Raw genomic sequence first — 24,348 nt, 5'->3', positions numbered from 1 at the left:
ATGTATGTCTCATCTACACCATGACAAAAAAATTCTAAATCGAGTGAAGCGCATTCAAGGACAAATTACCGCGGTTGAAAAATCATTAACCGATCCAGAGAGTTCATGTATCGAAGTTTTACAGCAAGTCGCTGCGGTTAAAGGTGCTGTAAATGGTTTAATGAATCAATTAATTGAACAACACTTAAAAGAACACGTACTAAAGGATGCTGAACATATTAATGAAGAAGAAATACAAAAGTTTCTTGCTTTATTACAACGTTATTTATAGATACCAAATCTCGTGAGTGAGTTGTTCGATTTCTGATTTATCATGACTCACATACAGCATCGGAATTTTTATCTCTGCTTTGATTTTTTGAAAGAAAGGAATAATCTCTTTTTTGTGCGCGGAATCAAGAGCAGAAAGTGGTTCATCTAATAATAATAATTGTGGTGAGTAAAGTAATGCACGACCAAGTGCAACACGTTGTTTTTCTCCTCCTGAGAGCTTAATCGGCATTCTTTCAGTTAAATGCTCCAATTTAAGCAATTCAACAATATAGTCGAGTTCAAACTGTCGCTGCTCGGGGCGAATATGTTTGAAGCCAAACAGTAGATTCTGCATTACATTTTTATGAGGAAATAACTGTGCATCCTGAAATACCAAACCAATCCGACGCTGTTGTGTACTCAGGTTAATGTTCTGTGCCCGATCAAACCATCTTTGATTCTGTATTTTAATCCAACCTGATTGAGGTTTAATCAACCCAGCAATACTATGCAAAATCGTGGTTTTTCCTGAACCTGAAGCTCCAAATAAACCAATCACAGACTGATCGGATTGAAAGCGTTGATCTAGAGAAAATTGTCCTTGGGTAAGTTGGATATGACAATCAATCATGCTTAACGACCACGTTTATTTTTCTGATAACGATTGAACCATTGCGCAAACCATAGTGCAAAGAAAGCTACGGATAAGGATAAGATTATTAAACGCCAAACTGCTGCTTCAGTATCAGGTTGCTGCATCAAACTATACATGGCTAAAGGCAAAGTACGAGTTTCACTGGCAATATTCCCCACGAAGGTAATCGTTGCGCCAAACTCACCTAAACTTCGGCAAAAACATAAAATACTTCCCACCAAAATTCCGCTACTTGCAAGTGGCAAAGTTACCTGCATAAACGTGCCGAATGCAGAAGCCCCTAAAGTTTTTGCAGCCATTTCTAAACGCTGATCCACCAGTTCAATCGCCAATCGAATTGATTGTACGAGTAAAGGAAAGCCCATTACCGCAGATGCCAATACCGCCCCTTTCCAATTAAACGCAAACTCCAATCCTAGTGGTGCTAGATATTGTCCTATGATGCCTCGATTGCCAAAAATTTGAAGTAACAAATAACCAGGTACAACTGGTGGTAACACTAAAGGTAAGAAAACCAGTGTTTCAAATAGTGATTTACCCCAGAACTCTTTCCTAGCTAAAATCCAAGCAATCAAAATTGCTGGGATTAAACTCACAATCAAACATGTTGCTGCCACTTTAGATGACAGTAGCAACACTTCAAGTTCTTCAGGAGTCAGAATCATCATTTAATTACTTAAGTACGCTAAAACCATATTTTTTAAATACTTTTTTTGCCTGACTGCTTTGTAAAAACTTATAGAATTTCATTGACTCTGTATTCTTCTTTACTAAACCTATTGGATAAATAATAGGTTGATGGGTATTTTCTGGAAATGTTCCAATGATGACGACATTTTTGCTGATCGCTGCATCAGTAGCGTAAACAATCCCTAACTGACATTCACCACGTGCCACAAAGTTTAAGGCTGCACGTACATCCTCTGTTTCCACTAGACGAGTTGAAACCTTATCCCACCAACCGATCGACGTCAAAGCCTGCTTTGCATATTTCCCAACAGGTACACTCTTAGTATCACCTGTACACCATTTACCTTGAACAACCCTAGTGAAATCAAAACTTTTATCTATTTTTAATTTGATTGGACGAGCTTTAGGAGCAATCACTACCAAACGATTACCCAATAAATTCACGCGATCATTTGCCGATACCAACTGTTTTTTTTGCAAATAATCCATCCATTGAACATCTGCTGATATAAAAATATCAGCTGGCGCACCTGCTTCAATTTGTTTGGCTAAAGTTGATGAACCTGCATAAGATGTTTGGATTTGAACTTTATTTTTCTGCTCATAGATCACATCTAATTCATTGATCGCATTGGTTAAACTTGCAGCTGCATATACTGTAACTTTATCAACCGCAAATGCTTGTGTGTGGCTAAATAGGCCAACGCATATAGCCAATGCATATCGGTATTTTTGTATCATCACCAATGGAACGACCTCATCCTCATAATTCGATATATTCTTGCAAACATATCGCTTAATAAAGATACACTAAAAAAGAAAGATTGAGTAATCCCTAATTTTCTAATAGTTATATAAATTAAATACAAAATCGAGTTGTTTTCTAAGAATTAGATTTCTATATAAATTTAAGTAGCCGAAAAAAAACCACATCGTGAGATGTGGCCAAAGGTGTAGCCATGCTTGAACTGTCATGCTGCATTTTTAGAATAAGCGAGAAAACTTAATTTAATATTAAGTCAAAAAATAATTTATTTAGCTTTCATCAAAGTTTTAAAATTCGATTGCTTGAATGAATCATTTTTAAACAACAAGTTATTCAAGAATCTTATATTCACAAGGATTTTACAGTACTGCACCTATATTAAAATTTTGTACTGGTGACAAGCCTATGCGGTACGGCTTAATCTTAGGAGATCAGCTTTCAGAGCAAATTGCCACACTCAAAGTGCTTGATAAAGATCAAGATCTCATTTTGATGGCAGAGTTGGTTGAAGAAGCTACCTATGTACAGCACCATCCTCAAAAAATCGCATTTATTTTCAGTGCAATGCGCCATTTTGCAAAATCATTAAAAGCACAAGGTTGGAAGATTCGTTATCAAACATTTGACCGTACACAAGCTGCTCAAGGATTTATTGATTTTATCCAAGCACAATTAAAAAAAAATCCAGCTGAAGCCTTGATCATCACAGAAAGTGGTGAATTTCGATTACAACAAGCGATTGCAACCACATGGTCTAATCAACTTCAAATCCCAGTACAAATCCTTAATGACGATCGTTTTTTCTGTTCTCCCCAAGCCTTTCGCAACTGGGCTTCAAATACCAAAACCTTACGCATGGAATTTTTCTATCGAAAGCTAAGACAACAAACTGGTTACTTAATGAATGGTAATGAACCAATCGGTGGGAAATGGAATTATGATATCGAAAATAGACAAGCTTGGAATAAGAATGACCCAATCCCTTCAGCTCTACAATTTGATCGAGATCAAATTGACTTAGATGTCATTGAGTTGGTTAAAACAGAGTTTAAAGAACATATTGGTCAGATCAATCATTTCAACTGGGCAACGACTCGACAACAAGCTCTAGAAGCGCTCCAATATTTTATTAATTATCAATTAATTCATTTTGGCCAATATCAAGATGCAATGGTTAGTGGAAAGGATTATCTCTTTCACAGTCTGCTTTCTCCTTATCTAAATTGTGGTCTACTTTCTCCAAAAGAAGTCTGTGATGCTGCGCAACAAGCATACTTTGATCATCATGTTCCGCTAAACGCTGCTGAAGGTTTCATCCGTCAAATCTTAGGTTGGCGTGAATTTATTCGAGGAATATATTGGGGCTTTGTTGCACAAACCTATCTGTAAAGGCTTTTTCAGCGATATAATTTTCAAATGAAGAAGCCTACACACAAAATCTACCGCACAACCAATTGGCCCGCATATAACCGAGCACTTATGAGTCGCGGAAATATTGCCATTTGGTTTGATCCGGCTACGCAATGGTATGCTCCATCAAAAGGCAAACAAGGGCGAAATCAAACCTACTCCGACGCAGCCATCCAATGCTGCTTAATGATTAAATCCTTATTCCGTCTGTCTTTACGTATGGTTACTGGCTTTGTGCAAAGTCTGATTAAACTTTGCGGATTAAATTGGATAGCTCCAGATTACACCACGCTTTGTAGAAGACAAAAGCATATTGATATTGTAATCAGCTACCAAAAAAGTAGCGATGGGCTGCATCTACTCATGGACTCTACAGGCATGAAGTTTCTAGGTGAGGGCGAATGGAAGCGCAAGAAACATGGACCTGAATATCGTCGCCAATGGCGTAAACTTCATATTGGTATAGATGCTAAAACCCTACAAATACGAGCAGTTCAGCTTACAACCAATAATGTCAGTGATTCACAGGTGCTTGGTGATTTACTTAATCAGATTCCACAAGATGAGCAGATTGACTCTGTTTATACCGATGGAGCTTATGACACCAAGCAATGCCGTCAGGTCATTGCAGATCGGCAAGGGCATGCGGTGATTCCACTTAGAAAAAATGCGAAACCATGGAAAGATACAAAGAGTAGCTCGCTAGAGCGAAATGAATTACTTCGAACAGTTAAGCGTTTAGGCAGGACACTATGGAAAAAATGGTCAGGCTATCATCGGCGAAGTTTGGTTGAAACTAAGATGCATTGCATCAAATTATTAGGAGATAAACTCAGTGCAAGGAGTTTTGATAGCCAAGTGAATGAGATCCATGCACGTGTAGCAGTCCTTAACAGATTTACGGAATTAGGTCGACCACTTACCCAAGTTACGCCTTAAATTTGGCTCAATTAGGGGCGCTTTGCATTTCAAATCTTTGTGCAACAAAGCCATATATTGGTTAAAAATGCCAACTTATCCTGATTTAAATGAGTTACAGACAGATCGTAACCTTCCTGATTATTTCTGGACAGCTGAAACAAAAATGCTATGTTTGCGTGAAGCTTTAAGAAATTCTTTGGAAAATGCTTATGCCCATCACATACAACGATTAATGGTGATTGGGAACTTTACTTTATTAAATGGTATTTCACCTAAACAAGTGAATGATTGGTATCTCAGTGTTTATGCAGATGCTTTTGAATGGGTGCAGTTACCTAATACTCACGGTATGGTTTTGTTTGCAGATGGTGGTCTCGTGGCAAGTAAACCTTATGCAGCTTCAGGCAACTATATTCATCGTATGTCTAACTACTGTCAGAACTGCCACTACAATGTCAAAACCAAAACTGAACAAGATAGCTGTCCTTTCAATAGCTTATACTGGAATTTCTTAGCCAAACATCGTGTTTTCTTTAGCTCCAATCACAGAATGTCAATGATGTATAAACAATGGGATAAGCTTAGCCAAGATGATCAAAATACAATTTTGACTCATGCGAATGATCTACAAAAACGTATCGAAGAACTCTAATCATGCATAAGAAACTTCATTTACCTGAAAAAATTTGTGCTTATTGTTTACGCCCTTTCACATGGCGAAAAAAATGGGAAAGAAGCTGGGGTGATGTGAACTTCTGTTCCCAAAAATGTAAACAACTTGCTAAGCGAAAAGCGAAGTCAGATGTAAACAATCACACCTGAATGAGTCGATTATGGTGAAGTATGAGTTGTTTTAATTAAATTACTCAGATCATAACCTTGCTGTTTGACGGTTTGTAAATAGGATTGATAAGTAGCTTCATCAATTGTTGGAGTTTTTGAAAGTATCCATAAATACTTTGTTGATGGTCCGCCAACTAAAGCAACTTTATAATCTGGATCAACTCTCAATACCCAATAATCGCCTTTGGTGAACGGTAACCAACGTAATCCTTTTGGCAAAAAGCTCACTTTCAACTGACTTTTTCCCTGATTTTGTGGATAGGCTACGCCCTCTGAACTTTTCATTTCTCCAGAGGCAGTACGACAACTATTAAGTACCGATATTGTATTGTCAGCTTTAATTGCATATTTAGCGCTGGTATCACTCACACATTGACGTTGAAAATACATCGGTAAATGTGCAATTTCATACCATTTACCTACATATTGATTGATATCAATTTTATCAACTGCTTTTGGTGTGTCTGCAAAGGTTGGGAAGCTTAAAGTGCTTAATGTAATAGACAATACAGATAGACTTAATAGCGTTTTTACTTTCATTTTATCCTCTTCATCGAAAACTATACTTTTCAACTATAAGTAGCTCAGCGTGAATAAAATGTGAGTCATCTCTAAGAGTAAGTTTTATTCTTTTTTATATAAAAAGAAAGTTGGAGATGTCACTCCAACTTTCCGATTAAGAAATTAATTTACCTGTTTATCTTTATAGAAAATCGCATAACTTGCATAACAAGCGATGATAAACAAAACACAACATACAAATCCAACTTGCATCGATGGATCAGTCACCATACTAATACATGTAATGACGCAGAATACCCCACCTAAAATAGGAGTTAATGGGAATAACGGCGCAGCAAATTTGAGATCTTTAACGGTGTTACCAGATTTAATCCATTGTCTACGGAAGTTAAATTGAGAGACACAGATCGAAATCCACACTACAACCATAGTGAATGCAGCAACACCTAATAAATTTTTGAAAATTGTTTCAGGTGCAAAGTGCTCAGACAATAAACCTGGTATTGCACCAAACATCGTCACGATAATTGCAATAATCGGTGTACCTGAACGTGTCAATTTTGCGAAAACTTTAGGTAACTGATTTTTAGTCGATAGTGACCACATCATACGTGAAGCAGCAAATAATCCAGAATTCGCAGCAGATAACAATGCAGTGATAATCACAAAACGAATAATATCTTCAGCATATGGAATACCGATGTAATTGAATACAGTTACAAAAGGACTATTACTTACCGAATTTGCATTTAAACCTGCCATGTCATAAGGCAATAAGGCACAGATCACGATAATCGTACCAACAAAGAAAATCAGGAGTCGCCAAATCGCGGCATTGATTGCTTTAGGAACCGTTTTAGCAGGTTCTTCTGCTTCACCCGCCGCAACACCAATCAACTCAGTACCTGAGAATGCAAAATTCACAATTAGCATAGTCGCAAAAATAGGAAATATTCCATTTGGAAACCAACCATGCTCTGTTAATTTACTAAATAAAGGCGCTGATTCATGCCCATGGTAGGAAATAGCTCCGAAAATAGCGGCTAGCCCCAAACCAATAAAGCAAATGATGGTTAAAACTTTAACCAATGATAACCAAAATTCAGATTCTGCAAATAAACGCGTTGAACTGACATTCAGTGAAAAAATTAATCCTGCAAATAACAGCGTCCATGTCCACATGGAAATAGATGGAAACCACTCCTGCATCAATAATGCTGCCGCAGTAAACTCCGTCCCCAATGTTGCGGTCCAAGTTAACCAATACAACCACGTAATCATGTAACCTGTACCAGGTCCAATATAAGTTCTGGCATATTCACCGAACGAACCTGATACGGGCATATGCACGGCTAACTCGCCTAAGCACAGCATGACCATGTAAGCAATTACGCCCCCAAGTAGATAAGATAAAATTGCTCCAATTGGGCCAGCTTGAGAAATAACATCTCCTGAACCAAGAAACAGTCCTGTTCCAATCGCACCACCTAAAGAAATCATGACCAAATGACGTTTTGTCATTGCACGTTTCAAAGGTTTAGTGACATCTACTTCTGACAACGAAGTATTTAAATGGCTTGATGTGTCTTGTTGCGGCACATATTGCTCACTCAGGAGTTCACCTGAAGGAAATGTTTTTTCATTATTGTTACTCATACACGATCACTCCAACGATATTCTTATGACAACCTGTCCTTGCTGTTTCACTTTCATAACAGTCAATATCCAACGGATATCTTTTTTCTGCGTATTTTTCTACTGAACATCCATATTCAAACTCCATATACATCATTTCCTTGAACCGCTTAAAATCTTTCGAATGGCGTTATCTACATTATTTCTTTGAGAATTAGCCCTGCTCTCAATCCTACTTTGACGTTCGGATTTGGAAATAAAATCCAAACTTGCTGATCACTTGCAATATAATTTCCCGCCTCTTGAGTCGCGATTACATCGCCTTTTTCAAAGGTCGAAAAATTAGGTGCATTCGCATCTAATCGCAGTTGAAAATCCTCACTTTGTTTAACAATTGAATCTACAACCTTGAATTGACGAAGCGATGCTTTTTGTCGTTGAGGTAAAGCGTCACCTGTAATTACCGCACGAAGTACTTGATCAATTGCAGCAAACTCAGCTAAATCATTTTGACCAAATGGCTTTGCTTTACCTAACTCCAAAGTACTGCTGGCAGCCTGAAAATACTCTGTTGTAAAATGAGTAAAAGTTTTACCAACAGCGTTGTGATACACCAAAGCATCAAGATCAGCAGCGTTGAGACTATCTATGAGAAAATCATCGTAGGGTTGCGTCTGATAAGGGAATAAGGCAAATACAGCTAATAGTGATGTGCGTATAGCCGTATGCAAATCATAATGATAGCGTTGAGCATCACTACGACTTTGCTGGAAAAACTCTGCGGTAATTTGCTCTAAAAGCTGAGCACGTTTTGTTTCTTCATCAGAATTTAATTGTTGATAAACTCCACAAAACATGCGGTTCATATCATTTTCTAGATAACGTACACCTTTGCGAATCGCTTGAGGATTACCAAAAACAAAAAGGACTCGCTCCGTCAAACATAAACGAGAAGCGAATAGGTCTTGAACCATCTTTTCAAGTAATTCAATCGGTGCCGTTTCATTTCCATGAATACCCGCAGAAAAGATGATGGCCTTGTTATAGCTTGTTTTAGGCGTGCATACCAATAACCCTTCACCTAGCCATTGCCAAGTAAATTCAGTTGTTTCACCTTGAGTTTGATTAGGTGCTTGCTGTGCAAGAGTTAATTCGAGTAGATCAACCATATGCCATCATTCCCTTGTTTAACCACCTCAAATCCGATGCCATTGTGAGCATTCGGATTTGAGGAAAATCCATATCAATCTTTTAACTACGATGATTAGCGTTGAAAGTGATAAACAGAACCTAAACCTAAAATTTTGGTTAATTCATCTAACGCTGTACGACTCTCAATCAACAAACTTGGATCAGCTAAATCATCCTGAGTTAATTCATCACGATAGTGTTGATCAACCCATTGGTTGAGGGTCTTAAACAAACCGTCATTCATAAATAAATTTGGATTAACTGCTGCTAACTCTTTTTCATTGACCGCGACACGTAAGCGCAAACATGCTGGTCCACCGCCATTACGCATACTTTCACGCAGATCAAACACCTTGATGTCATCAATTGGCGTACCCATCTGAATCATGTCATTCAAGTAGCTCCAAACCGCTTTATTTTGACGAGACTCTTCAGGTACAACGATACTCATCCCACCATCTGCTCGTGTCAAAATTTGGCTATTGAATAAATATGTCGCAACAGCATCTTCAACACTCACACGGTTTTCAGGCACTTCGATCGAAATAAATTCTTGCTCAATCCCTGCCATTTTCTGGCGAATTTCATTCAAGGCTTGTGTTTGATTCAAAAACGCATGTTGATGATGAAAAAGTACTTGTTGGTTACTTACCGCAATTACATCGTTATGAAATACACCTTGATCAATCACGTCAGGATTCTGTTGAATAAATACCGTCCGTTTTGCATCTAAACGATGTAAACGTGCAATCGCCTCACTCGCTTCACGGGTTTGACGTGCAGGGAATTTCTTCGGCGCAACCATACCACCGAGCTGTTGCTGTCCGTAAACAAAAACTTGTACGCCAGCTTGCTCGTATCCACCGCCTAGACGGTTATGATTGGCTGCACCCTCATCACCAAATAGTGCTGCGTCAGGTAAGGCTTCATGATGCGCGAAATATACATCATTATCGAACATCGCTTTAAGGATTCGCGTTGTCGTATGATGCTCAATTGAGCGATGGAACTTATTATTTAGATTTGCGGCTGTAAAATGTACACGTCCATCCGCACTATCAGCCGATGGTGACACGGTGCATGAGTTTGCAGTCCACATTGAAGATGCTGAACTGAGTGAAGATAACAAGGCAGGTGCAGTTCGCATTGCCTGTGCAATGACATCAATATCACTACCTGTAAAACCTAAACGGCGTAAGGTCGGAACATGTGGACGCTCTTGTGGAGCAAACACCCCTTGTTTAAGCCCTAAATCCGCAAGGGCTTTCATTTTCATTAAGCCCTGTTTGGCTGCTAATTTAGGATTGGATGCATTATTACGGTTTTTTGTTGAAGCAACATTACCAAAAGAAAGACCTGCATAATGGTGAGTTGGTCCAACCAAGCCATCAAAATTGATTTCATAACCTGACATTTTTTTCTCCATATCGTCACGGCACGATTTAACTTAGAGCACAATGCCCGGTGATAATTTTGACGGCAGTGTAACGCTATCACTTTCCAGTGAAGCCATCGGCCACGCACTATAATCTGCTGCATAAAACGCGCTTGCACGATGATTACCCGATGCACCCACACCACCAAATGGAGCAGCACTCGATGCGCCAGTTAATGGTTTATTCCAGTTCACAATGCCAGCTCGTGCTTCGATCAATACTCGATCAAATAATTCACGATCAGGAGAAACCAAACCTACAGCTAAACCAAAACGTGTGTTATTGGCGATTTTGAGCGCTTCATCAAAATCGTGATAACGATAGATCGTCGTCAAAGGACCAAAGTATTCATCATCTGGGATTGCATTCACTTCACTCACATCTAAAATGCCTGCACTGAGTAATGAACTGTCAGCTTGAGGACGAGTCATTGCTAACAATGGTTTTGCGCCTAGTGCGATCAATTTGCTTTGTGCAGCCATCATCTGATCTGCCGCATGAGATGAAATCACCCCGCCCATAAATGATTGTGGTTCAGCATCCCAAGCACCGATCACTAAGTTCTTTGCGACTTCAACAAAACGTTGAATGAGTGCATCACCATTAACGCCATGTTTTACAATGATACGGCGTGCACATGTACAACGTTGTCCCGCAGACACGAAAGCGGATTGAATAGCTAGATTCACCACTGCATCAATATCAGTTGCTTCATCAATGATTAAAGCGTTGTTACCCCCCATTTCAAGGGCTAAGATTTTTTCAGGTGCGCCTGCCATTTGTTTATGCAAGTGATAGCCGGTGTTGGCACTTCCCGTAAACAGTAAACCGTCAATTTGTTCAGCAGCAGCTAAAGCCTCACCTGTCGTACGACCACCTTGCACAAGGTTGAGCACACCTTTTGGTAACCCTGCCTGTTGCCACAATTTTGCAGTTTCTTCGGCTGTCCAAGGCGTTAATTCGCTTGGCTTGAACACAACCGTATTACCTGCAATTAATGCAGGAACAATGTGTCCATTAGGTAGATGTCCTGGGAAATTATACGGTCCGAAAACTGCAACTACCCCATGAGGACGATGACGTAAAGATGCGATGCCATCTGGCATTTCAGTTTCACTAAAACCTGTACGTTGGTGATATGCACGGATTGAAATCGCGATTTTTCCAATCATCGATTGTACTTCTGTGAGTGTTTCCCACAGTGGTTTACTGGTTTCTTGACTGATGACTTGTGCAAGTTGATTTTTATTTTGTTCAAGTAAACTTGCAAAGCGTTCAATAATAGCTACACGTTGCTCTAAACCTAAGCGTGCCCATGCGGGGAAAGCTGTTCTAGCAGCATTACAAGCTGCCTCAACATCAGCAACACTAGCTTCATGACCAGACCAAATCTGTTGATTGCTCACAGGGTTGGTTTTAATAAAGCTTGTACCCTTTCCCTGTACCCAAGCACCATTAATTAATAATTCACCTTGCGACATTAGTGATTCTCCATTTTATCTAATGCTAAAACTCGTACTTCATCCTGTTCGTTAACTTGGAGAGCCTGAGCTTGTGCAGATGTGATCATTAAGGTATCGCCATCACAGACTTTGTTATTGATCAACAGCACGCAGTAATTTTTGTATTGGTCATTTGCGACCAAATAGTGTGTATCAGTCGTTTCGATTTGCTCAGTGATTTTGACTTTCACTGTTCGACTTTCTTTGACCGCCCGCAAATCCGCAGTATTCGCTTCTAAAGTAGGTCCAGCATCAAAGATGTCGACATAACCTTGATATTTAAGTCCTTCTGACATCAAAACTTTTGCTGCAGGCAATGTATGCGGATGCACTTCTGCAATTACCGCTCTAGCCTCAGCTGGTAATAGATTGACGTAGACAGGAAATCTTGGCATTAGTTCAGCGATAAAGACTTTTTGACCGATACCACTTAAATAATCGGCGGTCGCGAAATCCATATTGAAGAAGTGATAACCCAACGCATCCCAAAATGGTGAATGACCATTTTGATCTGAGAAACCTCGCATTTCTGCGATTAAGCGATCTTCAAAATACGAGCGAAATGCAGCAATAAATAGAAAACGAACCTTAGAAAGAAACTTACCGTTTTGATTTTTTCGATACTCAGGATCAAGGAATAAGGTACATAACTCACTACAACCTGTATGATCATTACTCAAAAACAAGGTGTCTAAAGCATTGTAAACATTGAGTGCTTTAGAAGCATGTACCTGTTTCGCCACACGAAAGTTGTAGAATGGCTCTTTCAAACCAACCGAAACCTCGATGGCACTTACACCAACGATTGTCTGAGATACGGTGTCTTCTAAAACAAACAAATAGCTTGCATCACACTGCTCAGTCGTACCTTCTAAAGTTCCTATCGTGCGTGCAATTCGCGCTGCCAAGATTTCTTTATTTTGCGGCAAGGAAGTCAGGCCGATACCTGACTCACCTGCTCGTTGCGCTAAACGATAAATGTCATCTAAGTCCCGATGCGCTGCATGTCTAACAATCATCATGGTTAGATGCTCACAGCAGATTTATAGACGTGCTAATGCACGTGAAAAACGATTTAAACCTTCATCAATATCTTCCATTGGAATAATCAGTGAAGGTGTAAAGCGCACGACATCTGCACCCGCAACTAGAGCTAATAAACCCTCTTCACCCGCAAGTGTGACGATATTTTTAGCTTTACCTGCATGTTCATCTTTCAGTACACAACCAATCAACAAACCTTGACCACGAATTTCTTTGAATAATCCATATTGCGCATTGATTTTATTTAATGCATCTACGAAATATTGATGGCGTTGTTTCACACCCTCTAAAACGTCAGGCGTATTAATAAACTCAAAAACTGCACCCGCTACTGCGCATGCCAGTGGATTACCACCATAAGTCGTACCATGATCACCTACTGCATACATGTTGGCATAATGGTCTGTCGTGATCATCGCACCAATTGGGAAACCACCACCTAATGCTTTAGCAGTCGTTAAGATGTCTGGAGTAACACCTGTATTCATATAGGCATACAAAGAGCCTGTACGACCAACACCTGTTTGTACTTCATCAAAAATTAATACCGCACCATTGGCATCACATAAGGCACGTAGACCTTTTAAAAACTCAAGATCCGCTGGAACTACACCACCTTCACCTTGAATCGGCTCGACAATTACGGCACATGTATTTTCATTAATTACAGCTTTCGCTGCTTCTAAATCATTAAATGCCGTATGTTCAATGCCTTCAGGTAATGGTGCAAAGTCTTGAGAATACTTTGGTTGACCGCCAGCAGTAACAGTAAATAAGGTACGACCATGGAAGGCATTTTTAAATGCAACGATATGATTTTTGTTTGGATTACCACTGAGCAAACCAATTTTTCGAGCTAATTTCAAAGCAGCTTCATTGGCTTCTGCACCTGAGTTACAGAAAAACACTTTGTCTGCAAATGTGCTATCCACTAATTGTTTAGCAAGGCGTAAAACTGGTTCATTGGTATAGCCATTGCCAATATGCCAAAGCTTCTGTGCTTGTTCAGTTAAGGCATTGACTGCAACAGGATGCGCATGACCCAAAGCATTCACCGCAATTCCACCCGCAAAATCAATATATTCTTTATCGTTCTGATCCCAAAGACGAGAACCCTCGCCACGGACTAAAATAAAGTTTGCTGGGGCAAAGACGGGAACCATCCAGTCATTAAAATGACTACGTGTAATAGCGACATCATTCATTTTATATACTCACTTCCTGTTTAATCTTTGGGCTTGTGTCAATACCACAAGCCCGAGGCCGAAGCCTGTTCTATACCCTTTATTAACCAGGGAAAATACCGCGTTCTTTACGTGCTTTTAAGATACGTTCACATGCCAAGATATAAGCAGCAGTACGCAAACTGCATCCTTTAAGCTCAGCCGTATTCCAAACATCAGCAATTGCCTGAATCATTAACTTATCAAGGCGCTCATTGATTTCATCTTCACTCCAGAAGTAGCTCGCCATATCCTGAACCCATTCAAAATAACTGACGGTTACACCACCTGCGTTGCAGATAACATCTGGAACAACGGTAATATTGCGTTGAACAAATACATCGTCTGCTTCTGGATATGTCGGACCATTGGCACCTTCAAGCACAATTTTTGCTTTTAGATTTTGTGCACGCTCGACTGTAATTTGTCCTTCCAATGCTGCTGGGATGAGAATGTCCATCTCAACATTCCAGAACTCCTCATCTGCAATCACCGTTGCATCTGCAAAACCCATTACACCACCATGTTCAGTAACATGTTTTTGTAATGCTTTAACATTCATACCTTCAGCATTAAAAATCGTGCCTGTATGGTCTTGTACACAAACAACTTTTGCACCAGCATGGCTAAACAAGTAAGCGGCTTCATTACCAACATTACCAAAACCTTGTACAGCAACTTTACTGCCTTCAACCGCTAAACCTATGCGTTTCGCGACTTCCAAACCCGTCACGTATACACCACGACCAGTCGCACGTACACGACCCAATGAACCACCTAAATGCACAGGTTTACCTGTGACTACACCTGTGACTGTATGACCTTTGATACTTGAGTACGTGTCCATCATCCAACCCATAATGTTGGCATTGGTACCCACATCTGGTGCTGGAATATCAATTTGAGGACCGATAATTGGACTGATTTCACTGGTAAAACGACGAGTTAAACACTCTAACTCGCGTGGAGATAGCGCTTTTGGATTAACACGAATACCACCTTTCGCACCACCAAATGGGAGATTAAGTACTGCAGTTTTAATGGTCATCCATGCAGATAGCGCCATGACTTCATTTAATTCAACGTCTTGGTGGTAACGAATACCACCTTTACCTGGACCACGTGATAAATTGTGTTGTACACGATAACCTTCAAAATGACGGATAGAACCATCATCCATCACGATTGGAACATCAACGATTAATGTACGCTTTGGCGTTTTAAGGGTATTAATAAAATTACTTAAATCAGCATCAAGATAAGGTGCCACTCGATCAATTTGAGTGAGATAAGTTTGCCAAGCACCACCATGTTGACCCGTATATGATAAAGACATCATCTATTCCTTAATTAATCAGTTTTCCCTGTTATCTATAGATTCCCTTTGATTCAAAAGAGAATCCTTTCACTCCATCGTTCCATGACTACATTAGTGACTTGCGCTGACAACGTTAAAAATGTTTGGAGCTTCTATTAGCACTATTATTAATAATCAAAATGATTCACAAAATTCTTTAAAATAATTAAAATGAGATAATTTTTATCAATTTGCTAATAGAAAATATCAAAATGAATAATGTTGATCATATTATCTTAGGATTGCTCAAAGATAATGCACGGATGTCGATCACGGACTTAGCTGCGAAAGTACGCGTTTCACGGGCCACGGTTCAAAAGAGAATCGAGTACATGGAAAGCACAGGCATCATTACAGGCTATACGGTTCGTTATCGCCCAAATGTTGAAAAAAATATCATTCGTGCATGGATGAATGTCATGGTCGAAGGCACTAAGGCACAAGCAGTGATACGAGAACTCCGCTTAGAATCGGCAGTTGAACGTGTACATACCACCAATGGTAAATGGGATATTTTGGTCGAATTACAGTCCGATAGTTTAGAAAATTTCGACAAAGCATTGGAAAGAATTCGTAATATTTCAGGAATTTACAATAGTGAAACCAGTATTTTATTATCGACTTATAAAACTTAAACTTGATCTAGCTTTGTTTGATTTTGACTAATCAGTTGAAGTAAGCTTTAGAGCAAATCTAATCCAAAATCGTGCTTGTTCCCTCCTTTAAAAAGCGGGAACAAACAAGGACTATTTTCTTATTCAAAATGATCATGAACAGTTAAATCTTCTAGCATGTTAAACCATTATGCTTAAAGCGTTATCCAATTTTTTTGATGTTTCTAAACTAAATTTAAGCACCGCATTAAAATTATTTTTTTCAGTGGATGTCACAAAGAAAATACTGCCATTTTTAAGCAAGTGCAAAGCCAACAATTTATTTGCAGTCCATAACAACATCATACGTGGCTCGGACTCTCCGATATAACTTAAAGCAGTTTCTGACTCTACAAACAAACTAGATGCACATGCTGCGGCTTCATCACCTGAGATTTGTCCATGCATCGCCAGAACCAAACCATCAGGGCTAGACAGAGCAGCTCCCGAAAAACCTATACATTGTTCACATTCACGTAAGGTTTTTTCAATAAACACCATCGCTGTTCTTGAAAATTGACCAATCATTTTTTTCTCTCCTATTCGACCATTCATCAAGTAAATTTTTACTGGATAATTGCTAAAGCTTTATCCATCACCACATTATTTTGAACATGCTTTGCAAGCCAATTTTCCAAGACGTATATGAAATCTCACCACGGTGCCTTGCTCAATTTCCGCCTCACAATAATCACAAATTGTTGCTTCATCTAACTGACATTCTTCATATTTTTCAGTGTCTACTAATAAATCACCGACTTGTTTTAACCACGCTTGGGATTTGACAATATCGTTTTTAAATTGCAGCTCATAACGTTCAAATTGTTGAATCAAATCAGCCGATAGCTTATGTTCTAATAAAGTTTGATGCATCAGCAACATACGGTGCTCAAATAACTCATCTGAGATCACCATCCAATGATGTGAGTTTCTTGGTTGCTCACCAAAGAATGTCCCCTCACCTGTAATTAACTGTTTTAAAAATGCAAATTGTTTTCCAATAATTCGATCTATAGTTACTCTTTCAAAAAATGGAGCAAGTTGCTGATCGGCATATACTTTCTTATAGAATTCGGTCAAAATTTTTCTGACTGTATGATCCCCTCCCAACGCTTCCCATAAGGCTGGATTGATCGCTACATCGTTTTCGATTATGACTTGAGGTGCGCTAATTGGGCCTTTCAGGTAGAACTCATTTCCTAACTGATCCAAGCCTTGCTCTTTAACCCACTCCATATCCTTATTAGCAATTTCAATGCTCAATGATGTTTCTTGCTCAGGATCACTCACTAATTTTGCTAATATTGAATACTGTTTTGAGATGTCAGTTATATAAACATGCTGACCTTTTTGATAACTCAGTTCTCTATAAGGCTCTGCTTGAATCAGACTATGATCTGCTTGTGAAATTGTTGACAAAATCATACATTGCGTTATGCAGTCTTCGTCTGACTTCGCAACTAATTTCATATCCGTTGTTGGAACACACTGACACGCGAGTAAATAGTTTTGCCCTTGATGCGTGGTGGGTAGCCTACGACTTGCCTGTTCAGGAATGTCACCAGAAATACATTTCAACATGCAACGATGGCATACACCGCTTTTACATGAAAAATCGATTTCTATACCTGAACGCTGAAAGCATGCTAAAACCGTTTCGTCAGCTTTACTTTCAATCGTATATCCTGCAAATTCAAGATGCGGCATCACGCTCACCTTTTTGAAAATTCATCATGAAGCTCATCGTTGTTTTAAGCAAAGTTAGACTTTGCTTAAAACATACGCATAGACTGAATTATGCGTGGAACGCGCGTTCAATCGTTGGTAAAGCAATACGAGCCTTAGTCAACACCATGCCTAAGTTCGCACCTTTACGGCAAACAAAACATACGATCTCGTTTTGATCTTTCGTGCGAATAAATACGTGAATCAAATTTTCACTATTCACGATAATTTCTTGGAAGTAGTGATAATTATCTTCATCCATCAAACCACGTGATTTTTTAAAGATTTTCTCAATTGCGACAACATTCGGCCCCTGAAAAAGATCAGCTGTAGCGGCAGCTAAAAAATCAAACACTTCCGAAGGATGTGAATCAACCGTTTTAATACTTAAAATCATTCCTGAATTTAAATCTACAAAACCAGCTGCGAGACAGTCTGGTACGCTGGTCATTGCACGATGTAAAGCATCATCTAACATCTTATTTTCCCCTTGTATGGCGAGTTACGCCTTGCTAACTAACACATTAGAATCAATGTGTTTTTCTAAAAAAATTGAAAAATCATACAAAAAATCAATCTGTTGCTCAGATTGAATCATCAAGTAATTCAGAGAACGTATATATTCGATTGCCTCAAGTGCAGTCTTTTGAAGCCTTGCTTTACATAAAAAGTAAACAGCCAACATCGTTCCTGTTCGCCCCAAACCTGCTTTACAGTGCAACGCAATGGATTTGCGATGAGATATTTTTTGGTCAATACATAGACAAAACTGATAAGCATCCTGCAAAAAAGGAACAGACATATCGTCAATCGGGAAATGTGAAACGGTTATGCCAAATTCAGCGGCTAGATCAGGGTTAAAACTTTCCTCGGTTAGTGATACCAAATCAGTAATTCCAACATCCTGTAAATACTTCAAATCAAGTGCCGTCTCTCGAACTACTCCAGGACACGGACAACCAGCAAGCCGTCCGCGAATTAGCCAAACAAACCCCAAAGGGCCTCTAGCTTGGTTTTTTGCATCCGCTTCGTGTTCTAAAAAATCAACATGTTGCAGATTTGTGTCTGTATCTTCACGACTTTGGATTTTCTGCGAGCAGTCTAAAATTGGTTCATTTGATATTTGATCAACGTCTACTAAAGGTTTAGCTAAACTCAAATGTTTTGAAGTCGCTACTTGGAGATTCATCAACGATTGCTCTTGTCGATCTAACTCTTCAGCAGAAAGCTCCGCACAGGACCCGGTTCTCAGAAATTGTTTCGTCATCTCGTGTTGAGGATGTTCAAAAAAAGCTTCTGCTGAGCTAATTTCTTGTATGCAACCATTTGCTAATAAACCAACGTAATTGGCTAATTTTTTAGATCGCTGAATATGGTGAGATACAATCAGAATCGGGATTTTTTTGGCAATTTTTCGGATTAAATCATGCACAAAAATCGCATCGGAATCAGATAACCCCACCGTTGCTTCATCAATCATCAACAGTGCTGGCTCTGACAACAAGGTTTATAAAATTGCTAAATTCTTTGCTTCATGGCGTTCTAAAGTTGCCGTCGATTGGTGAAGCTTTGCCAGAATCCAAGTTTGATCATACTGATCGCATAACTGCTGGATTAGACTGAGTTGTTGTTGTAAATCTAGGCTCGAACGATTAGGTAAATGTGAAAGAATATTTTCTTTAACAGTCTGTGTAATATGAATTAATTTTTGCTGAACTAAGGCAGGTTTTTTATCAGACTCAAATAATGAATAGCCATTAAAAGTGATCTCACCACTGAACTTGAGTTGAGGATTTCCTTGATTCAGACCCGCAAGTGTACGCAGTAAAGTCGATTTACCTGTTCCGGAAGGTCCCATTAAAATAGTAATCCCTTGGCTTAAAACCTTTAAATTTAAAGATCTTAAAATTTTCTTCCCTGAGATTTCTAAATTAAAATTTTTTATCGAAAGTGTTGAATCCTCATCCACTTATCAACCCCAATAACCATCAAAAAGCAAATGCAAAAAATAAAAACAATTAAGATACAATTTATAACATAAATAACATAATTTATCACGGTAATAATTAGTCTAATTGTCAAAACATTTTTTCTCAATTTTATTCTTTGATTCCACCCCGCTCTTTATAGTAAATTTTTTCTTCCAAACAACAATATGATGTATTTTCAATCAAATTCTTTGTTTTATTTCAATTTAAGTAAATGACTTGATTGCTGTAGCGAGTTTATTGTCCGTTGGGTTAATTGAAATGCAAGAATCTATTAATCGATCAAATTACATAGAAATTAACGTTCAAATCCATAATATTTGTGCTATGATGCTCGTTCATATATGGGGGTGTTATTGGCTTCGACGCTGGTGATGAAGCTCATAGATGCATGCCGAGAGCGCATTTTCTCTCGTAAATAAAATTTGCATTTAAATAGTCGCAAACGACGAAACTTACGCTCTAGCTGCCTAAGGGCAGCTTGTCCGCTTCCTAGAATACTTGTGGTTTAGGAACCCGACCGAAGCGCACGCACACAAGTCCGTATAGAGCCAAGCCTCGGGGCTTTATACCAAACTTAGAGGATCGCACCTTGTACCCTGTTCGTCGGGTCACATGGTGTTAAAACAATAGACGATATCTAAGCATGTAGTATTCTCGAGTGTAGTGCTGGCGGACGCGGGTTCAACTCCCGCCACCTCCACCATATACCTAACAAAACATGGCAAAATATGCCAAGTTTTAAAAGATAAAGGCTTGATTCCAAAGGGATTGAGCCTTTTTTCTTGCCTAAACATAACTAAATATAACTAGCCACAGGGATACATGCCATGTATCCTAGCGTGTATCCCCTCATATTTATTGAACTGGCAGGGATACAAGAAAATGAAACGAACAGACATAAAACGCAGACCACTAGCAGACACCGTACTTGCAACCCTTGAGCCTGAATCAAAAGAATATCGGGAGCTAGACGGCAACGGCTTATATTTTCGTGTCAAACCTGATGGTAATAAATCGTGGCAACTACGATATAAAAAAGCTGATGGTAAATGGTCATGGTTAGGTATTGGTGGCTATCCTGAAATATCAGGACAGTTAGCACGTAAAAAAGCGCAAGAACTTTTAAGTGACATTTCAAAAGGTGATAACCCCATCATCACCAAACAAGAACGCAAGCGAAAAGAGATAGAACAGCACAGTGCTACTTTTGAAGTATTAGCACGTGAATGGTTAGACACAAAAAAGGAATCATGGGTGCAAGACACCATGACCCGAAATAAAGGCGCACTGGAAAAACATATATTCCCGATTTTTGGGAAACGCTTGTACAGCACCATAAAGCCTATTGAATGGATGAACTTGTTAAAAAGTATTCAGCAAGAAAAAGGTATTTTTGAGCAAGTGAACCGTATGCGCTCGATGTGTCGTGACATTTACGATTTTGCAAAGGTCACAGGGCGCATGGACTACAATCCAGTTGAGGGCATTCAAAAATACTTACAGCAAGGCAAGAAGCAAAACATGCTGCATGTGGCTGAACCTGAGCTACCAGCCTTATTGAGAGCTATCAATAATTATCCGACTATGGACGTGCGTATAGGCTTGCAACTTTTAGCTATGTTGTTTTGCCGACCAACTGAACTAAGACAAGCCAAGTGGCAAGAATTTGATTTAGAGCAAGGCTTATGGAATATCCCAGCCGAGCGCATGAAGAAACGCCGTGAGCATCTTGTACCGTTGCCAACTCAAGCCACTACCCTATTAAAAGAATTACAAAGCTATGAAACCAATTCTGAATACTTATTTCCGAGCAGATCGGACAAGAGCAAGCCAAAGTCAGACACAGTTTTCATTATGGCTTTGCGCCGTATGGGTTATGAGGGCAGACAAACCCCACACGGATTTAGACATATTGCGAGTACCTTGTTAAACAATCGTGGCTTTGATGAACGTCATATCGAAGCAGCACTGGCACACGTTAAAGATGGCGTGGCAGGTGTATATAACAAGGCTCAATATTTAGATGACAGAGCAAGCATGATGCAATGGTACGCCAATCATTTAGAAGAAATTGCAGATCAGAGCATTATTCAATTCAAAAAAGCACAATGACAAGGCTTGTCGCACTACTAGCCAATAAATGCACAAATATAGGTAAATATAGATTATATTCAGATTGCTAAGTCTAGCCTGACGGGGCGAAAGTCGGACACCCAATCCGATTGGCTTAGCAGCTTTTTTGGGGGTGCTGTGGGAGGCATACATGAGCTTATTAGGCAAAGAAAAGGCTTTAATAAAAAAAGATTATTTCCAAGTGTGGGAGATAGTCGAAATGCTTAGTAAAGATGGTTATAACTCATGGGGCGAGGTTGCAGCATTCTTAGGACATCATGATTTTGACACTGAGTTAACATTATATTGTCGAGATAGCTTTCATCGATTACACGAAGTACCCAGTGATTACTCACCTATTAGAAAGCTCATTAATGAGTTGGATATGGTGTGGTTAGAGGGTGAGGAATCAATACAGAAAATCAAAATCGATATTATTAGTTACTACTGGGCTAAACATGAGATTTATAATTTTAAACCACTTATCGAATTAAATATTCTCCCCTCACCAACACCACTTGAGCCAAATATTGAATGTGACGAGCAAAACACACAAAGCAAAATAGCACCTATAAAAAATATAGATTTTTCGAAACTTTATTTGTATAAAGCCCCATTATTAACACTACATGAGGCAGCATGTATTATTTCCGACCATGACCCCGAAGCAGTAGACAGGTGTCGAAATGACACCAATTTTTCACAATATTTTGCAGCATATTTAAGGGCATTAAGTTTTTTAGATGCCTGTGTGGGTGCAGGGGAAATTGCTTATGACTTTACTACAGGTAGCACTATTGATGCCCTACAACTAAAAAAATACCTAGCAAGAGAGAATATTATTATTGATGGTTTTAATGATGACTTACAGGGTGCTGAATTAGAGAAAAATACAGATGCAAGCAACATAGAGTTGCAGCAGTTAAAACTAGAAAATGAAAAGCTGAAAGCAGAACTTACAGAGAAAGACCAAAAAATAAAAGAGCTTGAATCATTAAACCCAAAAAATGATATGGATTTATTGAGTTTAATTTTTGACGAATCTGCTACAGAAAGATATGCACCTGATTTAGCTTTATCAATTAAGTTATGGGAGCATATTTATATTACTAATCCAAAGAGTGATAGTCATACAAATAAAGCCATTAAATGGCTAGAGAGCAACACAGGCTATGAGGTAAGTAAAAAAGCTGGATCAGCTTCAAAAATACGGGAAATCACAACTCCTTTTGTAAGCTGGGGCAATCTAAGAGATAAAAATTATAAAAAATAAATACCATCTAAATAATTGATTTATATATACCCTACCTACCCAAGCTAGGGTATTTTCTTTCATTACCCCAGTTACCCCACCTATCAATATTTTTGCTTTTATGCCCTAACAATATTTAGCTATGTAGGTGCATAAATGACCATTAATCCTATCCGCGTTCAATTCAAAACCGCTTGTGAGCTACTGGACATAAGCCGCGAATCATTGCGCCATATCGTGCGTACAGATGCCACATTTCCCCGACCTATTAAGACTGGCGACACCAAACAAGCACCAGTCTATTTCGACTATACCGAGCTTGTAGAGTGGCACAACAACCAAAAACAAAGCCTTGCAGGAATGGAGGCTTAATCAATGAATAACACTCAATTAAAACAAGTCCTAGCACACCTTAAACAAGGAAAAACCCTTTCACAAGCTGAGGCTATCGACCTATTCAACTGCTATCGACTGAGCGCAATTATTCAGCGTTTACGAAATGCAGGTTATGACATTGTGACCCATAACGAGCGCAATAAGTCAGGCATTGGCAGACATGCACGTTATGAACTTATTAAGCAGGTGGCAGCATGAGCGAAATTATAGATTTTAAATCTGCAAGCGTGGTGGATGACCTCCCCTTTACAGATGACGAATTGCGGTTAGCGAATATCTATGATGTTGCAGTCGGCTTAATTATTGATATTGAGGAGGGCAAAAACTTCTCAATGGCAGAAATCAAAGCACAAATGATTGAAGTCCTAGAAATCATACAAGAGGAGTTGTGAGCATGAAAATTATCTTTCTTGAGTTACTCAAAGGCTTACTTTTAGGCGTGTGTTTTGTTTTGTTTTGCTTAATTCTTGCAACGTGCAGCCGTTCCGCTTATGCTGTAGACCTCTCAAAAAACGTAAGCGTCACCCCACAGCGTCATTGTGGTTTTTTTGCGCCTCTTAACTGCATCGGCTCTCAATCTTTGCATTTAAACCGCGTAAGCATTTCAGCCATGCAAACAAGGCTGCAATCCCTCTATGAGGGGATGACACGACAAAATAAGTCATTCGTGGCGAATATGTCGGGCGGTACTTACGTTCCGAGAGTGAATCCCCTCACCCTAATCTCTCAAATTAGCGTGACTTCTAAAACTCAAAAACGTAAGGAGGCATGA

Annotated in this window: 27 protein-coding genes, 1 other RNA gene and 1 pseudogene; 13 read left to right on the top strand and 16 right to left on the bottom strand. The window is 39.2% G+C overall.

The features are described from left to right. Window positions 1-4 precede the first annotated feature (4 nt). Window positions 5-271: a metal/formaldehyde-sensitive transcriptional repressor gene (locus R2H34_RS05345; protein ID WP_004952847.1), complete on the top strand. Its 267-nt coding sequence runs from the start codon at window positions 5-7 to the stop codon at window positions 269-271. Here the strand turns inward: R2H34_RS05345 and R2H34_RS05340 are convergent. Genes R2H34_RS05340 through modA form a run of 3 tightly spaced genes read right to left on the bottom strand, consistent with a single transcriptional unit; the run spans window position 266 to window position 2,338 of the window. After that, the gene (locus tag R2H34_RS05340; protein WP_005403047.1) at window positions 266-883 is read right to left on the bottom strand and encodes an ATP-binding cassette domain-containing protein; all 618 of its coding nucleotides are present in this window, start codon (window positions 881-883) and stop codon (window positions 266-268) included. The two genes, R2H34_RS05345 and R2H34_RS05340, sit on opposite strands and share 6 nt — an antisense overlap. Window positions 884-885: 2 nt before the next feature. Beyond that, window positions 886-1,575: a molybdate ABC transporter permease subunit gene (gene modB, locus R2H34_RS05335; RefSeq protein ID WP_004952841.1), complete on the bottom strand. Its 690-nt coding sequence runs from the start codon at window positions 1,573-1,575 to the stop codon at window positions 886-888. 4 nt (window positions 1,576-1,579) lie between these two features. Next, the gene (gene modA, locus R2H34_RS05330) at window positions 1,580-2,338 is read right to left on the bottom strand and encodes a molybdate ABC transporter substrate-binding protein (protein ID WP_039908219.1); all 759 of its coding nucleotides are present in this window, start codon (window positions 2,336-2,338) and stop codon (window positions 1,580-1,582) included. A gap of 430 nt (window positions 2,339-2,768) precedes the next feature. Here modA and R2H34_RS05325 point away from each other — a divergent pair. From R2H34_RS05325 to R2H34_RS17875, 4 genes and pseudogenes are all read left to right on the top strand, one after another. After that, window positions 2,769-3,725: pseudogene (locus tag R2H34_RS05325) on the top strand (cryptochrome/photolyase family protein); the annotation flags it as partial. Window positions 3,726-3,779: 54 nt separating this feature from the next. Beyond that, a complete protein-coding gene (locus R2H34_RS05320; protein ID WP_075696753.1) occupies window positions 3,780-4,712 on the top strand; it encodes an IS5 family transposase in 933 nt (310 codons plus the stop codon). 67 nt (window positions 4,713-4,779) lie between these two features. Further along, complete coding sequence (locus tag R2H34_RS05315; RefSeq protein WP_228270288.1) at window positions 4,780-5,346, top strand: hypothetical protein; 567 nt, start codon at window positions 4,780-4,782, stop codon at window positions 5,344-5,346. A 2-nt stretch (window positions 5,347-5,348) separates the two neighbouring features. Next, window positions 5,349-5,516, top strand: coding sequence for a DUF2256 domain-containing protein (locus R2H34_RS17875; RefSeq protein WP_005403050.1), 168 nt, complete (start codon window positions 5,349-5,351; stop codon window positions 5,514-5,516). A 9-nt stretch (window positions 5,517-5,525) separates the two neighbouring features. On the opposite strand, the gene R2H34_RS05310 is transcribed toward R2H34_RS17875, so the two are convergent. From R2H34_RS05310 to R2H34_RS05275, 8 genes are all read right to left on the bottom strand, one after another. Next, window positions 5,526-6,077, bottom strand: a complete 552-nt coding sequence (locus tag R2H34_RS05310) for a lipocalin family protein (protein ID WP_318342469.1) — start codon at window positions 6,075-6,077, stop codon at window positions 5,526-5,528. Between the two features lie 144 nt (window positions 6,078-6,221). Further along, complete coding sequence (locus R2H34_RS05305; RefSeq protein ID WP_004913820.1) at window positions 6,222-7,715, bottom strand: amino acid permease; 1,494 nt, start codon at window positions 7,713-7,715, stop codon at window positions 6,222-6,224. Window positions 7,716-7,888: 173 nt separating this feature from the next. Then, window positions 7,889-8,863 (bottom strand): succinylglutamate desuccinylase, encoded by a 975-nt coding sequence (astE, locus tag R2H34_RS05300; protein WP_042891353.1) that lies wholly within the window; start codon window positions 8,861-8,863, stop codon window positions 7,889-7,891. 95 nt (window positions 8,864-8,958) lie between these two features. Next, window positions 8,959-10,299 carry an N-succinylarginine dihydrolase gene (gene astB, locus R2H34_RS05295; RefSeq protein ID WP_042891348.1) on the bottom strand — a complete coding sequence of 447 codons (1,341 nt, stop codon included), beginning with the start codon at window positions 10,297-10,299 and terminating at the stop codon, window positions 8,959-8,961. Between the two features lie 33 nt (window positions 10,300-10,332). Then, window positions 10,333-11,802: a succinylglutamate-semialdehyde dehydrogenase gene (gene astD, locus R2H34_RS05290; protein ID WP_042891345.1), complete on the bottom strand. Its 1,470-nt coding sequence runs from the start codon at window positions 11,800-11,802 to the stop codon at window positions 10,333-10,335. Next, window positions 11,802-12,845, bottom strand: coding sequence for an arginine N-succinyltransferase (gene astA / locus R2H34_RS05285; RefSeq protein WP_004913833.1), 1,044 nt, complete (start codon window positions 12,843-12,845; stop codon window positions 11,802-11,804). The genes astD and astA overlap by 1 nt, the downstream gene beginning before the upstream one ends. 21 nt (window positions 12,846-12,866) lie before the next feature. Then, window positions 12,867-14,072, bottom strand: a complete 1,206-nt coding sequence (locus R2H34_RS05280; RefSeq protein WP_004959961.1) for an aspartate aminotransferase family protein — start codon at window positions 14,070-14,072, stop codon at window positions 12,867-12,869. Window positions 14,073-14,154: 82 nt separating this feature from the next. Further along, window positions 14,155-15,429, bottom strand: a complete 1,275-nt coding sequence (locus R2H34_RS05275; RefSeq protein ID WP_087539986.1) for a Glu/Leu/Phe/Val family dehydrogenase — start codon at window positions 15,427-15,429, stop codon at window positions 14,155-14,157. 230 nt (window positions 15,430-15,659) lie between these two features. On the opposite strand from R2H34_RS05275, the gene R2H34_RS05270 reads away from it, so the two are divergent. Continuing rightward, window positions 15,660-16,082, top strand: coding sequence for an Lrp/AsnC family transcriptional regulator (locus R2H34_RS05270; protein WP_042891337.1), 423 nt, complete (start codon window positions 15,660-15,662; stop codon window positions 16,080-16,082). A gap of 159 nt (window positions 16,083-16,241) precedes the next feature. On the opposite strand, the gene R2H34_RS05265 is transcribed toward R2H34_RS05270, so the two are convergent. The 5 genes from R2H34_RS05265 to R2H34_RS05245 all read right to left on the bottom strand — a co-directional run bounded on the left by R2H34_RS05265 (window position 16,242) and on the right by R2H34_RS05245 (window position 19,683). Then, entirely contained in the window at window positions 16,242-16,628 is a 387-nt protein-coding gene (locus tag R2H34_RS05265; protein WP_087539988.1) for a roadblock/LC7 domain-containing protein, read from the bottom strand. 75 nt (window positions 16,629-16,703) lie between these two features. Beyond that, on the bottom strand, window positions 16,704-17,807 hold the full coding sequence (locus R2H34_RS05260) for a 2Fe-2S iron-sulfur cluster-binding protein (protein WP_042891332.1): 1,104 nt from the start codon (window positions 17,805-17,807) through the stop codon (window positions 16,704-16,706). Window positions 17,808-17,895: 88 nt separating this feature from the next. Then, entirely contained in the window at window positions 17,896-18,303 is a 408-nt protein-coding gene (locus tag R2H34_RS05255; protein ID WP_042891329.1) for a hypothetical protein, read from the bottom strand. A gap of 24 nt (window positions 18,304-18,327) precedes the next feature. Beyond that, window positions 18,328-19,329, bottom strand: coding sequence for a dual specificity protein phosphatase family protein (locus R2H34_RS05250; protein WP_318342468.1), 1,002 nt, complete (start codon window positions 19,327-19,329; stop codon window positions 18,328-18,330). Window positions 19,330-19,332: 3 nt separating this feature from the next. Continuing rightward, on the bottom strand, window positions 19,333-19,683 hold the full coding sequence (locus R2H34_RS05245; protein ID WP_228275872.1) for an ATP-binding cassette domain-containing protein: 351 nt from the start codon (window positions 19,681-19,683) through the stop codon (window positions 19,333-19,335). A 476-nt stretch (window positions 19,684-20,159) separates the two neighbouring features. Between R2H34_RS05245 and ssrA the strand changes: the two genes are divergently transcribed. The 7 genes from ssrA (at window position 20,160) to R2H34_RS05210 (ending at window position 24,348) form a co-directional block, all read left to right on the top strand. Beyond that, window positions 20,160-20,519, top strand: a transfer-messenger RNA (tmRNA) gene (ssrA, locus tag R2H34_RS05240). 179 nt (window positions 20,520-20,698) lie between these two features. Then, complete coding sequence (locus R2H34_RS05235; RefSeq protein ID WP_042891325.1) at window positions 20,699-21,928, top strand: tyrosine-type recombinase/integrase; 1,230 nt, start codon at window positions 20,699-20,701, stop codon at window positions 21,926-21,928. Between the two features lie 151 nt (window positions 21,929-22,079). Next, a complete protein-coding gene (locus R2H34_RS05230) occupies window positions 22,080-23,201 on the top strand; it encodes a hypothetical protein (RefSeq protein ID WP_052417817.1) in 1,122 nt (373 codons plus the stop codon). 135 nt (window positions 23,202-23,336) lie between these two features. Next, entirely contained in the window at window positions 23,337-23,552 is a 216-nt protein-coding gene (locus R2H34_RS05225; RefSeq protein WP_042891323.1) for a hypothetical protein, read from the top strand. A gap of 3 nt (window positions 23,553-23,555) precedes the next feature. Then, on the top strand, window positions 23,556-23,774 hold the full coding sequence (locus R2H34_RS05220) for a helix-turn-helix domain-containing protein (RefSeq protein WP_019837972.1): 219 nt from the start codon (window positions 23,556-23,558) through the stop codon (window positions 23,772-23,774). Continuing rightward, the gene (locus R2H34_RS05215) at window positions 23,771-23,968 is read left to right on the top strand and encodes a hypothetical protein (RefSeq protein WP_042891319.1); all 198 of its coding nucleotides are present in this window, start codon (window positions 23,771-23,773) and stop codon (window positions 23,966-23,968) included. The genes R2H34_RS05220 and R2H34_RS05215 overlap by 4 nt, the downstream gene beginning before the upstream one ends. 2 nt (window positions 23,969-23,970) lie before the next feature. Continuing rightward, a complete protein-coding gene (locus R2H34_RS05210) occupies window positions 23,971-24,348 on the top strand; it encodes a hypothetical protein (RefSeq protein ID WP_042891316.1) in 378 nt (125 codons plus the stop codon).

The sequence above is a fragment of the Acinetobacter sp. 16 genome (genome assembly GCF_033439925.1).
Lineage (GTDB): Bacteria > Pseudomonadota > Gammaproteobacteria > Pseudomonadales > Moraxellaceae > Acinetobacter > Acinetobacter junii.
The sequence above is the reverse complement of the archived record's forward strand: the minus strand, read 5'-3'. Positions and strand labels throughout refer to the sequence as shown.